Origin of the sequence: Collinsella sp. AF16-8 (assembly GCF_003462695.1) — a bacterium.
Taxonomy (GTDB): Bacteria; Actinomycetota; Coriobacteriia; order Coriobacteriales; family Coriobacteriaceae; genus Collinsella.
Map to the genome: position 1 here is coordinate 1 of NZ_QRXX01000002.1, position 14,182 is coordinate 14,182.

10 protein-coding genes and 2 tRNA genes are annotated in these 14,182 nt (G+C 56.7%); 1 reads left to right on the forward strand and 11 read right to left on the reverse strand.

Annotated features, from left to right (window positions below; genetic code table 11):
* Nucleotides 1-488: 488 nt before the first annotated feature.
* From DWW73_RS02305 to DWW73_RS02355, 11 genes are all read right to left on the reverse strand, one after another.
* Nucleotides 489-1,286 (reverse strand): TraX family protein, encoded by a 798-nt coding sequence (locus tag DWW73_RS02305; RefSeq protein ID WP_117563997.1) that lies wholly within the window; start codon nucleotides 1,284-1,286, stop codon nucleotides 489-491.
* Nucleotides 1,287-1,479: 193 nt separating this feature from the next.
* A tRNA-Lys gene (locus tag DWW73_RS02310) sits at nucleotides 1,480-1,555 on the reverse strand.
* A 28-nt stretch (nucleotides 1,556-1,583) separates the two neighbouring features.
* Nucleotides 1,584-2,864, reverse strand: coding sequence for an aminopeptidase (locus DWW73_RS02315; protein WP_117634755.1), 1,281 nt, complete (start codon nucleotides 2,862-2,864; stop codon nucleotides 1,584-1,586).
* Between the two features lie 89 nt (nucleotides 2,865-2,953).
* On the reverse strand, nucleotides 2,954-3,529 hold the full coding sequence (locus DWW73_RS02320; protein ID WP_055251296.1) for a hypothetical protein: 576 nt from the start codon (nucleotides 3,527-3,529) through the stop codon (nucleotides 2,954-2,956).
* Complete coding sequence (locus DWW73_RS02325) at nucleotides 3,530-4,408, reverse strand: phosphoribosylaminoimidazolesuccinocarboxamide synthase (protein WP_117563999.1); 879 nt, start codon at nucleotides 4,406-4,408, stop codon at nucleotides 3,530-3,532. It lies immediately after the preceding gene.
* A gap of 118 nt (nucleotides 4,409-4,526) precedes the next feature.
* Nucleotides 4,527-6,092 (reverse strand): cell wall metabolism sensor histidine kinase WalK, encoded by a 1,566-nt coding sequence (locus DWW73_RS02330; RefSeq protein ID WP_117634753.1) that lies wholly within the window; start codon nucleotides 6,090-6,092, stop codon nucleotides 4,527-4,529.
* Nucleotides 6,093-6,103: 11 nt separating this feature from the next.
* Nucleotides 6,104-6,826 carry a response regulator transcription factor gene (locus DWW73_RS02335; RefSeq protein WP_117778647.1) on the reverse strand — a complete coding sequence of 241 codons (723 nt, stop codon included), beginning with the start codon at nucleotides 6,824-6,826 and terminating at the stop codon, nucleotides 6,104-6,106.
* Nucleotides 6,827-6,979: 153 nt separating this feature from the next.
* Complete coding sequence (locus DWW73_RS02340; protein WP_117564002.1) at nucleotides 6,980-8,191, reverse strand: twin-arginine translocation signal domain-containing protein; 1,212 nt, start codon at nucleotides 8,189-8,191, stop codon at nucleotides 6,980-6,982.
* The gene (locus DWW73_RS02345) at nucleotides 8,191-8,454 is read right to left on the reverse strand and encodes a TIGR03905 family TSCPD domain-containing protein (protein WP_117564003.1); all 264 of its coding nucleotides are present in this window, start codon (nucleotides 8,452-8,454) and stop codon (nucleotides 8,191-8,193) included. The genes DWW73_RS02340 and DWW73_RS02345 overlap by 1 nt, the downstream gene beginning before the upstream one ends.
* Before the next feature lie 128 nt (nucleotides 8,455-8,582).
* Nucleotides 8,583-9,929 carry an adenylosuccinate lyase gene (gene purB, locus DWW73_RS02350; protein ID WP_117564004.1) on the reverse strand — a complete coding sequence of 449 codons (1,347 nt, stop codon included), beginning with the start codon at nucleotides 9,927-9,929 and terminating at the stop codon, nucleotides 8,583-8,585.
* A 424-nt stretch (nucleotides 9,930-10,353) separates the two neighbouring features.
* Nucleotides 10,354-10,428: transfer RNA gene (locus DWW73_RS02355), tRNA-Gly, on the reverse strand.
* 297 nt (nucleotides 10,429-10,725) lie between these two features.
* Here DWW73_RS02355 and DWW73_RS02360 point away from each other — a divergent pair.
* Entirely contained in the window at nucleotides 10,726-14,157 is a 3,432-nt protein-coding gene (locus DWW73_RS02360) for a SpaA isopeptide-forming pilin-related protein (RefSeq protein WP_117564005.1), read from the forward strand.
* Nucleotides 14,158-14,182: the final 25 nt, after the last annotated feature.

The window sequence follows — 14,182 nt, forward strand, 5'->3', positions numbered from 1 at the left end:
ACCGGAGGGGCGCCGGGGGCGGGAATCGCGCACTCCATATTTTGTTCACAAATGAATAGGTCCCTCAGTCACGTCACTGAGGTTATAACTGAAGCATCAGCTTCTGATATTGGCGGTGACCAGCTGGTTTATAGATGTTGAGGCATCGGTCATCTCTGGAGCGCCACTTTACTCCAAAAGCATCGGTTATTTGTTTCCCGTCGGTAAAAGGCAGGTTTTGTTCGCCAAGCGTTCCTATATATAGAAGTTCGGGTTCGAACCGTGCATCGGTAACAAAAAAGCGACCAGCCGGAGCCAATCGCTTTCTATTCTATGCTGGAGCATCCAGAGGGGTTCTTCCGAACTCATTTTCTCGCTGCCATTCATGCTTTCGAAGCATCTTTCTACAGCCCTCGTTGTCTATCCTCGTATCTCACAGGTCTTCCGGAAATTCACAAGCAGTCTTAGGGTCAATTTAGTTCTGCTTTCAGAGACTTGTTTGAGAGTTTTTAAAGACAGTTCAAAACAATAAGTGAGACACCATAAAGCAGAGCAAGATGAGCCGGATAGAAAATGTAGAAGAAATATTTGAGCTTCAGCCCTCGCTTGCCATTATAAAGATTGATAAGCAGCAACGAAACGACCGCGGCAGCAACATCAGGATTAAATATATTAGCTGTAGCAAACTCAAATCCGCCGCCAACTATATGGCATGACGAAAGGAGCACTGCGCATACTGCAGCAAAGAACATCTTGGCCTTGCTGTCGTGGAATAAATAGAATGCAGCCACAAGCAGAATGCCATACACACCGCCATCTAGTTTAGTGTATTCAGCTGCCAGTGCTGTCAAAACAATCAGAGCAGTTTCTGCGATGTACCTCTTCCATTTTGAAAGGCTTTGTATCTTTTCCAGAATTATCAAGAAGACCAAGCAAAGCAGGAGCTCACACATAACATTTTGTTGCCGGAGGTCAAATAGTTGCCCGGTTTGAACGAAATCGTATATGGGCTCCGCAATGATTGCGAAGACAAGCATATTTCGCAGGTACCTCTTTATGTCATGAGTATGCAAAAATCCCTCAACTATCAAAAAGCAAAATAAGGGAAATGCAATTCTGCCAAGAACATGAAGCACATCCGAAGCCTCGCTTAGAATCGCCCACTGTTCGTCTGATATCTGATTGTACGATGCGTGAGTCATGATTCCATTGGTCAGGACGATCCTGCTTACATGATCGAGAACCATCGAAATGGCCGCTATTATCTTTAATGTGCTGCCGCTAATTCCGTATCTATCTGTTTTCATTTCGTTTTCCTTTCTTTGGGTGGGCCGTCAGAGGTTCGGCCTGCTCTGCAGACGGCCGCTGCGGCGCTTCGCGCCTTGCGCGCTGCGCTGGCAAACGCTCACGCGTTTACTCAGCTCCGCGCCCTTTCGGGTTCGAACCCATGTCGCGGCAACAAAAAAGCGGCCGGCATCCGCCAGTCGCTTTTCTATTCTATGGTGGGCCGTCAGGGGTTCGAACCCTGGACCTTGGGATTAAAAGTCCCCTGCTCTGCCAGCTGAGCTAACGGCCCGCGGGTGGCATTGTACCACGGTCTGGGGCTATTCCCAACTCCATTGGCCGTTCTGGAAAATCACAACTTCACGTCCATCAGGCGTAATGCCCGTAATATCGATATCGTCCGTGCCGATCATAAAATCGACGTGCGTGCTCGAGACGTTAACGCCATGCTCCAGGAGCTCCTCCTTGGACATGTCATACCCACCCTCGATGCATTCGGGGAAACCGACACCCAGCGCGAGATGGCAGCTAGCGTTCTCATCATAGAGCGTGTCATAGAATAGAACGCCACTTTCACGGATCGGCGTGTTCTTGGAGATAAGCGCGACCTCACCCAGATGAGCGGCACCTTCATCGGTGTCAATAATGCTCGCAAGCGTCGCCTTACCCACGCGGGCATCGTAGTCCACTACGCGGCCCGCCTCGAACTTAATCCAAAAATCGTCAACCTTGTTACCGTGGTGAATGAGCGGCATAGCCGAATACACGATACCGTCGGCACGCATACGATCAGGCGAGGTGAAGACTTCCTCGGTGGGAATGTTGGGGAAGAAGGGGTGCCCATCGGGCGTCTTGCCCTTGCCGCCGGCCCACTCGTGACCTTTCGTCATGCCAATCGTCAGATCGGTTCCATTTGCCGAGGTGTAATGCAGGTAGTCGAAACGATTGTCGTTCAGGAAACGCAGGTTCTTTTCGAATGCGGCGTCATGGAGTTCCCAGTCGCTCTCCGGGTCCTGGCCATCGGCGCGAGCGGTATGCAGAATCGCATTCCACAGCTTATAGATTGCAACCTCATCGGCGTCTCCCGGGAACACCTCGCGCGCCCAGGCAACGACCGGCGCGCCGGCGATGCACCACGGGTTGATGTTGTAGTCCAGTCCGCGGCGGAAGACCTTGCACTGCGTGTTCCTTGCCTTAGAAGCTGCAGCAGGCTTAGCGGGATCGATGCCCTTAAGAGCGGCAGGGTCCGCACCCTCGATAAAGATAAAGCAGGCACCATCCTGGGCCAGTGAATCAAGCTGCAGGCGCTTCCACTCGGGCGTCTGCTCAAAATAGCTTTTCTCGACATGCTCGTACGTGAGCCTCGTCACGGCGTCATCGGCCCAAATAACCGTCACGTGACCGGCACCGGAGGCATAGGCCTCCGCGACCACCACGCGCGCAAACGGCGCGCACTCGACCGGAGACTGAACGACAACCTCCTGACCGGGCTTGACGTTTACGCCCTTGCGGACAACCAGGCGCGCATAGTTTTTAATCTTGGGCTCTAGGGCCTTCATGCCCTCCAGAGCCTCTTCGACCGTCAGGGCAGCTCGAATCATGTGCCACTCCATCTATCTATAGAACAGTAAAAAGGCGCGCCGCAAAAACGACGCGCCTTATATCTTAGCGATAAGTATGCATGCAAACGCTACTTCTTCTTGGAGTCCTTCTTGTCCTCCTCGGCAGCCGAGCGCTCGATAAGGGCGTTGAGCTTGTTCTCGGACATGCCCTCGGCCTGCGTGCGGTACATGTTGCGCAGGGGACGAATACGAACGAAGTCGTAGATGAAGTCACCCAAAATGACGACGTAGGACAAAACAATGCCGACCATCTGGACAGGGCTGGACACCATGCCAGCGGGAGCGAAGTACAGCGAAGCCCAAATGGCCACGACGAGCACCATGCCGATAGTGAGCACGGCCCACCAGATGCGGCGGCGCTTGGTGTAGTCCTCATCCTGCTTGAGAAGGATATTCGACACCGTGTAGATGCGATCCTCCTTGGCGCGCTGCTTAGCCTTGCGGGCGCGCTTCTCCTCTTTAGAGAGGCCCTCGAGGTTCTCGCCCTTCTCGAGCTCTTTGCGGCGTGCCTTAGACGAAGCCGGCACGACGCGGACAGAGCTCGCTGCCTGACGGGCGGGCTTGGCGGATGCAGCGGACTTGCGCGCAACCCCGGTAACCTCGTGGGATTGCGTGCGCTTGTTCGTGGCGCTACGGGTACTCACTTATGCGTTCTCCTTCATGCTTGTGAACTGGGAGCCCGTGATGATCTGGAAGGCCTCGCGATAGCGCTCGGACGTGCCATCGATGACCTCGGCGGGCAGATGCGGGGTCTCCCCCGTCATATCCCAGTTGGCTTTGAGCCAATTGCGGACGAATTGCTTGTCGTAGCTGGGCTGAATCTTGCCCTCCTCGTAGCTGGCGGCAGGCCAGAAACGGCTGGAGTCGGGCGTGAGGCACTCGTCGATCAGCGTAACCTTGCCATCGATGACACCGAACTCGAACTTGGTGTCGGCAATGATGATGCCACGGGTCGCTGCATACTCGGCGGCAGCCTTGTAGATCTTGAGGGAAAGGTCGCGAATCTGCGTGGCGATGTCCTCGCCCACGATCTCGCAGCAACGCTCGAACGAGATGTTCTCGTCGTGGTCACCGATCTCGGCCTTCGTGGACGGCGTGAACAGCGGCTCGGGAAGCTTGGAAGCCTCGGTCAGGCCCTCAGGCAGCTGGATGCCGCAGACGGTGCCGTTCTCGTCGTAGGTCTTCTTGCCCGAACCGGTCAGATAGCCGCGGACGATGCACTCGATAGGAATCGTCTGGGCCTTCTTAACCAGCATGGCGCGGCCGGCGAGGTAGTCACGATACTCAGCAAACTCCTCGGGGAAATCCGCCGGGTCGATGGAAACGAGGTGGTTGGGAACGATGCCGGCAAACTTATCGAACCAGAATGCCGAGATGCGGTTGAGCACCTCTCCCTTAAACGGAATCTCGTCGGGAAGAATGAAGTCGAACGCAGAAATGCGGTCGGTGGCGACCATCAGCAGGTTTTCACCGGCATCGTAGATATCACGAACCTTGCCACGGGAATCCGGACGACGCTCCATCGTTGTCACGTGAGTCACTCCTTACCAAAATACGACAGTAATGCGGGTTCTTTCCCGCACGTTTTCGCAAACTCGGAGCGGCAGGGACGAAACCCCTCCTTCACCGAATAGCGAAAAGCTAGTGCTCCATTGTAGTAGATGCCGCGTCCGCCGTGTGCTCGCGAGGCAGATGAATCGTAAAAGTCGTACCCTTTCCAAGCTCCGACTCCACGGATATGTAGCCGTGATGGCGCTCGACGATCTGTTTAGTCACGGCGAGGCCCACGCCCAGACCGCCCGCCTCACGGGCACGGCTGGCATCGGCGCGCCAAAAACGGCCGAAGATGCGCGACAAGTCATCCTTGGCAATACCGATGCCGGTATCAGAAACGGCAATGCTGACGTGTTTGCGGTCACTGAGCACCGACACCACGACCCAACCGCCCTCGGGGGTGTAGCGCATGGCGTTGCTCATGAGATTGATGACGCATTGTGTGATCATGTCGGGATCGGCTTCGACGACATCGTCGTGACCTTGGGTCTCGTCAGCAAAGCGCAAGCGCAGATCGCGGTCGACAAACAGGCGCTCCTGGGCATTGACGATGGAACGCACGAAAGGAACCATGTCCACCGGCTCAAGGTTGAGCGGAGCCGTGCTGTTTTCCATGCGCGACAGGTCGAGCATCTGCTGCACCAGACGAGCCAGGCGACGCGTCTCGGAAGCAACAGTCTCCAAGTGCTCATCGTCGGTAGGATATACGCCATCCTGCATGGCCTCGACCGTTGCGAGCATGGCCATAAGCGGAGTACGAAGTTCGTGAGCCACGTCCGAGGTCAAACGTTTCTCGTGTTTCATATCCTTCTCGAGCGAAGTGGCCATCTCATCGAACGTCTCGCCCAGTTGATCGATCTCGTCATCGCCGCGCAAGCCCGTACGAGCAGACAGATCGCCATCGCGAATTTGCTTGGCCGTGCTGGTAATACGGTGAATCGGCTTGGTGAGCATGCGCGACACGAGTGATCCGATAACGACCGAAATGCAAACTGCAACAACCGCAGCAAGGGCCATGGCGTTAAAGGTCTTCTCCCTAAACGCAGAATCTGCCTTGGTGAGCAAGGCATCGGAGCCGATGGCCCACAGCTTTACTTGTCCGACATGCTCGCCGGAAGACGTTATGATTTCGACGTTTGCAACGCTATCGGAGCCGGTGGGAGCCGACGAGACCGGACTATGCGATGCTTTTTTCCCGCTCGAGCTGCTCGACGGCGATTCGTTCTCGCGCACATCGGCGGTCGCGCTTGCCGAAGGCCATGAGTCGTCATAAACGACAACGCCTTTCTTGTTGACGACCTGCATACCCAAATCGTCGGACACCAAACTCGATGTCGCGACCGTACGTAGCTCGCCCGCAGTCCAATTGCCGTTTTCCTCATACGACGTCGCAAGCTTTTCGGCAGCGGAATTTGCGATTTCGACGATATTGGAGCGCGTGTAATCCGAAAAGACCGTGCCCCACACAACAGAGACCACGCCCACCAGCACCAATACCGTCATGAGCGATGTCAGAGCAAAAGCAAGTGCCATGCGCGAGGGATAGCTCATCGTTGGCCGTGAATCGGAGCGAGGCGTGTTCCAACTAGCCTTGGAACCCGCCTCGCTCTCCTGCTTGTGCTTTTGTCCGATTTCAAAGCGCGCAGGTGTCATATGTGATTTCCCTATTTCTCGTCCGACTTATCGGTCTTGGCCGGAGCCTCGAAGCGATAGCCGACACCGTGGACGGTGTAGAGCCACTTGGGCTTCTTGGGATCATCGCCCAGCTTGGCGCGAAGGTTCTTCACGTGGCTATCGATGGTGCGCTCATAGCCCTCAAAGTCGTAGCCGAGCACCTTCTCGACCAGCTCCATGCGGTTGTAGACACGACCGGAATGACGAGCAAGCGTGGTGAGCAGCTTAAACTCAGAAGCGGTCAGGTCCACTTCCTTGTTCTCGACTAAGATCTTGTGGCCCGAGATATCGATGACCAGATCGCCGAAGTCGAGTACCTCGACGGCGGGCTCGTCGGCCTGATGGGCACGGCGGAACAGAGCGCGAACGCGGGCGACGAGCTCGCGCGGCGAGAACGGCTTGATCAGATAGTCGTCGGCGCCGAGCTCAAGACCGATAATACGATCCTCGATCTCACCCTTGGCGGTAAGCATGATAATGGGCACATCCGAGGTATCGCGGATAGTGCGGCAAACGCGCTCACCGGGGATCTTGGGGAGCATAAGATCGAGCACAACCAGGTCGAACTGGTGCTTCTCGAACTCCTCGATCGCGGACTGGCCGTCGCCGACGCCCACAACCCAGTAGCCTTCGCGCTCGAGATAGGCAGCGACGGCGTCACGGATTGCCTTCTCATCCTCGACCAGCAGAATCTTTTTTGCATCTGAAGCCATAACACGGCCCCCCTGTCTCAATTAGCTAAGAACAAGCCCATTTTAACGCACCTGAGCCCGCCGGATGCCGCTATGACGCGGCAGCTCGGCGGGCGGTACTCACAATTACAACGCGTTTATTCCCCTGTTGGCGCCTTTTTAACCCCTCTAAGCTTAAAGAGAGAATAGGCGTGCAGTGACCGTCTCTGGTATACCCTGGCTGTTGCGCACCGTGGCGTACGTAAGGAATGAGTCCGATTTTCCCGCCGTAGCTGGATAATCGCCATACTCCAAAGCGCGGTCGGGCGACAGCAGCGAGCCATAGGTCTTGGCGGAGGTGTCGATCAGGAAATGCGATGCCTGCACCTTAACAAGGTATTTATTCTTCTTGCCAGCCGCACATGCGAGCGGCTCGCGTGACAGGAAGAGGTACGGCCCTCCCTCATTACCGATATACGTGCCCATGTTGCCCAAGCTGCCCACGCCACTATAGGTCGCCTCGATAGAAAACACGAAGGTATCGCCCATATATACGGCCTCGAAAGGCGAGACTGACGAGGGAAGGACTAGCTGGGCACGTTTGGTGTTGTTGCCATCGGTCAGATCGATTGCCGTTATGCCGTAGTAGACGCCCTCGTCGTTGCGGACACGCGGCGAGATGGTCAAAATGCCGTCGCTCACGCGCGGGGCCGACGCAAAGCGGCCCGTCGATTTCCAAATTGTCTCGGCCTTGGATTCATCAAGCGAGCGACGATAGCAAAACGAATCACTACTCGTTTTATTGCCGCCTGCCGAAGGCATTTTATACCAGATGGCTGATGACCCGAACGCCGTAAACAGTGGCGGATCGTAGTCCTTGCCACCTCGATCGAGCTCAACCACGTCGCCAGAGAGCGAAGCGCCCGACAGATTTTGAGCGTAGAGCTTCCACGATGAACTGGCAAAGTTCATCTCAACCCACGCAAACACGCCGTCGCCGGCACGGACATCGTAAAAAGCATATCCCGTGCCCTCGATAGGATTCTCAATTAATGTGGTAAGCGAGCCATCGCCCAGGTTGAGCACACCGAGTGTGTTGGCGTGCAGTGCCGATGCGGGCGCCATCATTGCCGCAGCATAGTCACCATCGCAGTAGTACAGCAACGTGCCCAGCGGCAGCGTCCACGATGCCGCCGGCTCAAGATCGATGTCAACTGCCTCGTACTCATCAGTGATCGAGACAATCTTCGAATCGTCCTTGATAACCTGCGGCTCGCCAGCGGCATCATCACTGGTGCCTGTTTTTTTCGAACATCCGGCAAGCACCGTGGCAGCGCCCGCGGCAGCTCCACCGAGCACAAAGCCGCGACGCGATATTCCGTTCTTGATGTGGTCGGCGATACCCATTAGGCGATCTCGGCGCGAGCGGCCTCGATAGCGCGCGTAAGCTGATCGGCGCAAGAGGTCTTCTTCATGCCGCAGGTATTGCCGGCAAGAACCTCGATCACACGGTCAGCAGGAGCGCCCTCGACCAGTTTGGAGATGGCCTTGAGGTTGCCATCGCAGCCGCCGGTAAACTCAACGCCCAGCACCTTGCTGCCGTCATCGGAAAGGTCAAGGTGAATATTGCGAGAGCATACACCCTGCGGCTTGTAATCAAACGAAATCATGCGATCCCCTCTCAGAATGTTATTCGAGACGACTATTATCCCCGTCTTTCCCTAAATGCAACGAGGCGCTTTGCCGGCAACACACATTACCAGCAAAGCGCCCTAAAAAGCTAACGTTATGCCCGAACCTACTCGAAGCTCAGCTGCTCCAGACGATCAAAGACCGTGTCGATACGGGTGAGGAAGTCCCACGGATCAAAGATCTCGTCGAGCTTCTCCTGACTGACGGTGCAGCGCGGGTCGGCCTCGAGACGCTCCTTAAAGGTGGGGCCGGAGACACAATCCTGCACCTCGCGCCAGGTTGCCATGGCGTTCTCCTGCACAATGGCGTACGCGTCCTCGCGGGTGATGCCCGTGTCGACGAGGGCCAGCAGCACCTTGGAGGAGAAGATGAGGCCGCGGGTCTTATTGAGGTTGGCCATCATGCGGGCAGGGTACAGCTGCAGGCCGTCGATAACGCGGATGAGGCACTGGAACATGTGGTCGAGGGCGATGAAGCTGTCGGCCTGGGCGACACGCTCGGCAGAGGAGTGCGAAATGTCACGCTCGTGCCACAGGGCGACGTTATCGAAGGCAACCTGGGCGTTGGACTTCACGACGCGCGACAGACCGCAGACCTTCTCCATGGTGATCGGGTTGCGCTTGTGCGGCATGGCGGAGCTGCCCTTTTGACCCTTGCGGAACGGCTCCTCGGCCTCGAGGGTATCGGTCTTCTGCAGATTGCGAACCTCGGTAGCGATGCGCTCGCAGGTGGCCGCGGTGGTGGCGAGAACGCCGGCGAGATAGGCGTGATGGTCGCGGCTGATAACCTGCGTGGACAGCGGGTCGTGAACCAGACCCAGGTGCTCGCAGACATACTCCTCGACAAACGGTTCGATGGAGCTGTACGTGCCAACAGCGCCCGAGATGGCACCGAAGGCAACATTCTTGCGGGCGTCCTCAAGACGATCCAGATCGCGCTTGAGTTCCCAGGCCCAAGAGCCGAACTTCATGCCGAAGGTCATCGGCTCGGCGTGGATGCCATGAGTGCGGCCGGCACAGAGCGTGTTGCGCTCCTCAAAGGCGCGACGCTTGCAAATCTCGCCGAGCTTCTTGACGTCCTCGATGATCAGGTCGCAGGCCTGGGTGAGCTGGTAGCACAGAGCCGTGTCGCCCAGATCGGAGCTGGTCATGCCATAGTGAACCCAGCGGCTGGGCTTGGGGTCGCCCTCGGGAACATCGGCGTCGATGTACTCCTTCATGTTGGTCAGGAAGGCGATGACGTCGTGGCGCGTGACCTCCTCGATCTCGTCGACCTTTGCCTTCTCAAAGTTGGCATGGTCGCGGATCCACTGGGCTTCGTCTTTAGAAATGCCGATCTTGCCGAGCTCCGCCTGGGCCTCACAGGCCAGGACCTCGATCTCCTGCCAAATGGCGTACTTGTTCTCGAGGGAGAAGATGTGTCCCATCTCCGGGCGGGTATAGCGATCGATCATAGCGGCTCCTTTTTGGTTATTGGCACGTTGGTCGTAACCCAACCATTGTACCGTGCGCAGGTGCAAGTATGGGCAGCAGGCATTAACCTAACATTTTGGAATTGGAGCGGGCAACGGGACGTCCGCGTATTTGCTTCGCAAATCCGCACCGGCTGCGGTCGATCTCCTCGGATTCACGGAGACGATGGGGAAGACTTTGTTGAATTGGCCGCCCCAAAGTCTCCCGCGCTCGATGGAGCGGGCAACGGGACGTCCGCGTATTTGCTTCGCAAATCCGCACCGGCTTCAGGCGCCTGCCGGCGCCTTCGCCTGCTCGCTACAAAAGCTTCGCGTTTGTTTTACGCTCGCACCCTGGCGGGTTCGAGTCCCGGCGCTTTATTGAAAAAAGCACGGCACCGGAACGGTGTCGTGCTTTTACTTTTTCTGGAGCGGGCAACGGGACTCGAACCCGCGAGTGTCAGCTTGGGAAGCTGATGCCTTACCACTTGGCGATGCCCGCTTGTGTGTTGGCTAGTATAACGCGGTTGTCTTGTTCGATACAAGGGTGGCGATGCTTGTTTTAGCTGTGGAGATTCGTTTGAAAATCGCATCAATTGTGGAGACGAGGACCTTTGGCCTCCTGTTCTCCTTATCTTCTACCTGCGCTTTTGCCTGATTGTTGTATTTGAGCTCAATTTGTCAGGAATTGGGCAAGCTTTTGGTCAGGCTCCGGTACTTACCCGCATGAACCTCGGGGGTAGCCTCATCCTACGCGTCGCAACCTCCCCATGCGGCGCACGAGGGATAAGGAGCAGCCATGTCCAACGCACCCACGCACTCTGTCCACAGCGCAATCGCAACAGGTCCGCTGCTCCTGCTCCTCTTCCTGCTTTTCGGCTGTCTGGCACCGGGAGCCGCATTTGCCGTCGATGGCTACGACCAGCTCGGCTTCCGCACTATTAGCGATGATTGTGGGCCCTTCTTCATCGGCAAGTATGAAGCTCAAGACGCCTCGATTGCCTACTGCATGAACCAGGAGCGCCCCGGCCCCACCAAGCCGGGCGGCCCATGGCTCAACTTTGATCAAGGCTGGGTGTGGCTCGACGACGAGTTCGCGGCAATCGTTTGTCACGGATATCCTACCGCCACGTCGTTTGGCGGTTACCATCTTTCACCCGATCGCGCCCGCGCCGCCACCCAGCTTGCCGTATGGATGCTCAACGGCACTACCCATGTCGACGGCACCTACTCCTACACAACCGCTCAGGGCAAAACCAAGAGCGGGCACTTTACCGCCGACAATGAAGTCGTGGCGGCTGCGCGGTGGCTCCACGACAGCGCAAAATCAGGAAGCATCAAAGCCGCTCCGCACCGCGCGCGGCGCTATATAGGAACCGTATCGGGCGGCAGCAAACGTCAAGACATGCTCTATGTACTGCCGGCGGTCTCTGTTTCCTTCCAAAAGCAGTCTGCAAACGCTGCCATTACCAGCGGAAACAATACTTATCAGTTTGACGGGGCAACATTCGATGTTTTTGAGAGCGCCAGCGACGCACGTGTCGGCACCATTCAGATGGACGGCAACGGTCGAGCACAGGCAACACTTCTGCCCAATACGGCATACTACCTAGTTGAAACGAAGGCGCCGGCCGGCTATGTCCCCCGCCCCGATCGCATCGCCTTTACCACGGGGAATGACGGCGGGCAGGTCGCCATCGATGAACAACCCGGCGCCATCACCCTGCATGTCGTAAAACTCGATGCCGCGACGAATGCCGGCCCCCAGGTGGGATCTTCACTCGCGGGAGCAGAGTTCACGTGTGTGTCGCAATCAACCCCTGGATGGGCGCAAATCCTCACGACCGACGAAAGCGGTCGGGCCACCCTCGCCGATGTCCCCTTAGGAACCTTTACCATCTACGAATCAAAAACCCCCGAGGGCTACCTGCCATCCAACGACAGCTGGTCCTATACCGTTAGAGCCGACCAGCTCGGTGATTCAGGCGTGGTCGAGATCGAATCTCGCGTTTCCGATATCCCCATTGCATTTGACCTTGAAATTTCCAAATTCAAGGACTACGGCAATAGCGACCAATCCGGCTTGGAGCAGCCGGCGGGAGGTGTTGTCTTTGAGGTTGTGAGCAACAGCTCTCAGCAGGTTGTTGGCACACTGACCACAAACATCTATGGCTTTGCCTCCACCAAAGATCAGCCCGAAGCATGGTTTGGCGCAGGCAAGCGACCCGCCGGTGTCCACGGAGCCATCCCATACGACCGCGCCGGCTACACCGTTCGTGAGGTTCCGGAAACCGTCCCAGAGGGTTTTAAACGTGCAGGGGAATGGACCGTCGAGGCCAATCAGATTTCCAACGGCGCCGAGCTTCAATATATCGTGGACAACCACGCTCTGTCGACGCATCTCCAGATTGTAAAACGCGATGCCCAAACAGGCGCTTCTGTTCCCCTAGCCGGATTCACCTTCCAACTCCTCGACAGCAATCACAAACCTGTCTCACAAACTTGCTGGCATCCAGCACATAACGTAATGGACACCTTTACGACTGACGCGACCGGGACCGTCACACTGCCCGAATCGCTCGTGCCGGGCACCTATTATGTACGCGAAACCTCGGCCAAAGAGCCCTATCTTGTCGGCAAAGAGATCGAGGTAAACATACCCGCCGACATGAACCTAACGCCCGTTGTAATCGCCTCGTATTATGACCGCGCCGCGACCGGAAACATCAGGATCGTTAAAACCGATGTCGTAGACGGCAGCAGCCTCGCGGGCGCCATCTTTGAGATCCGTGCCTCGGGTGATATCGTGCGCTCCGACGGTAGCATTGCCGCGCTCGACGGTGAGACTGTCGCTACCGTCACAACGGATAAAACTGGAGAAGCACGCGCGGACGACCTCCCGCTGGGATCTGGCACCGCACGCTACGAGGTTGTCGAGACTCAAGCGCCGGCAGGCTTCTTACTCGACCGGACGCCCCATATCGTAGACCTCGCTTATGCCGACCAGAAAACACCCGTTGTAGAAGCACGGCTTAACGTATCCGACAATTACACCAAGGTTGGTATCTCCAAGGTCGATGCAAGCGGAGAGCAGGAAGTGAAAGGCGCACAACTCACCTTATATGGTCCCGATAAAACCGAAATAGACTCCTGGACCTCATCCGACAAGCCGCACCGCGTCGAACATCTTGCACCCGGCACCTACTCGTTGCGCGAAATGATGTCTCCGCGGACCTATGACCTTGCCGAGGAGATAACGTTTGAAATAAAGGATACGGGAGAAGTCCAATCCGTCGCGATGAAGGATGCGCCCATCGAGATCAAAGGACAGGTCGACAAGCGTCAGGAGCTTGTCCAACCTATCGGGAAGGGTCTGCTGGCCAACGGCGATGGTAAAAATCGCGCCGCAACGCAAACCAATACGGACGGTCTTTTCTCCTATACCATCGACGCTCGAAACGATTCAGCTACCTGGGTTGATGAGTTCACAATTACCGATGATCTTGAGTGTGCCGAGGACGATACGGCGAGATTCGTCTCAATCGAAACCCCCGTCGCCATCGGCGACCTCAACGGTCTGTGCAACGTGTGGTATCGCACGACGCCGTTGGACTCGACAGACGTCGATGAGCCGGCAAACGCGACGCTTGACGATGGGCACGAAAATCCTTGGCTTGAGTCCGACGAAGTAAAAGAGAGTCTGGGTGAAGATTGCCGCCTCGTCGATTACGACGGCTGGCACCTCTGGAAGGCGGATGTCTCGACCACGGAATCCGCCACACTCGAGGCGAAAGAACTCGACCTTGCATCCAATACCGTCGTAACGGGCATTCGCATTGAATACGGTGCGGTAGCCGCCGACTTTACGACTCGAAGCGATACGGATTCTTGGACCCGCGATGATCTCAAAGATGAGCACGACGACCTTGACGATGCCAAAGCAATCCTTGGCACAGATGCTCGGGGCGCAGTCGTGCACATGCAGGCAACGTCGGCTTACACACCTCAAACTGCACTCACCAACAGCGCACGCGTCGATCTTTGCCGCAACGGCGGCGGCGATAAACTTGAGTCACATGACGAGGACCGTGTCATTCAACGCTGTACCCTACCGCAGGACCTACCGGCAACAGGATCAGCTCCCATCGCCGCTTGCATCACCGCGCTCCTGACCTCGGGTGCCGCAGCCCTATGGTTCGCTCGCCTTAGGTCAATCCCAAAGAAGCGCTAGCGCGATGAAAAAGCGGGCGAGCCAG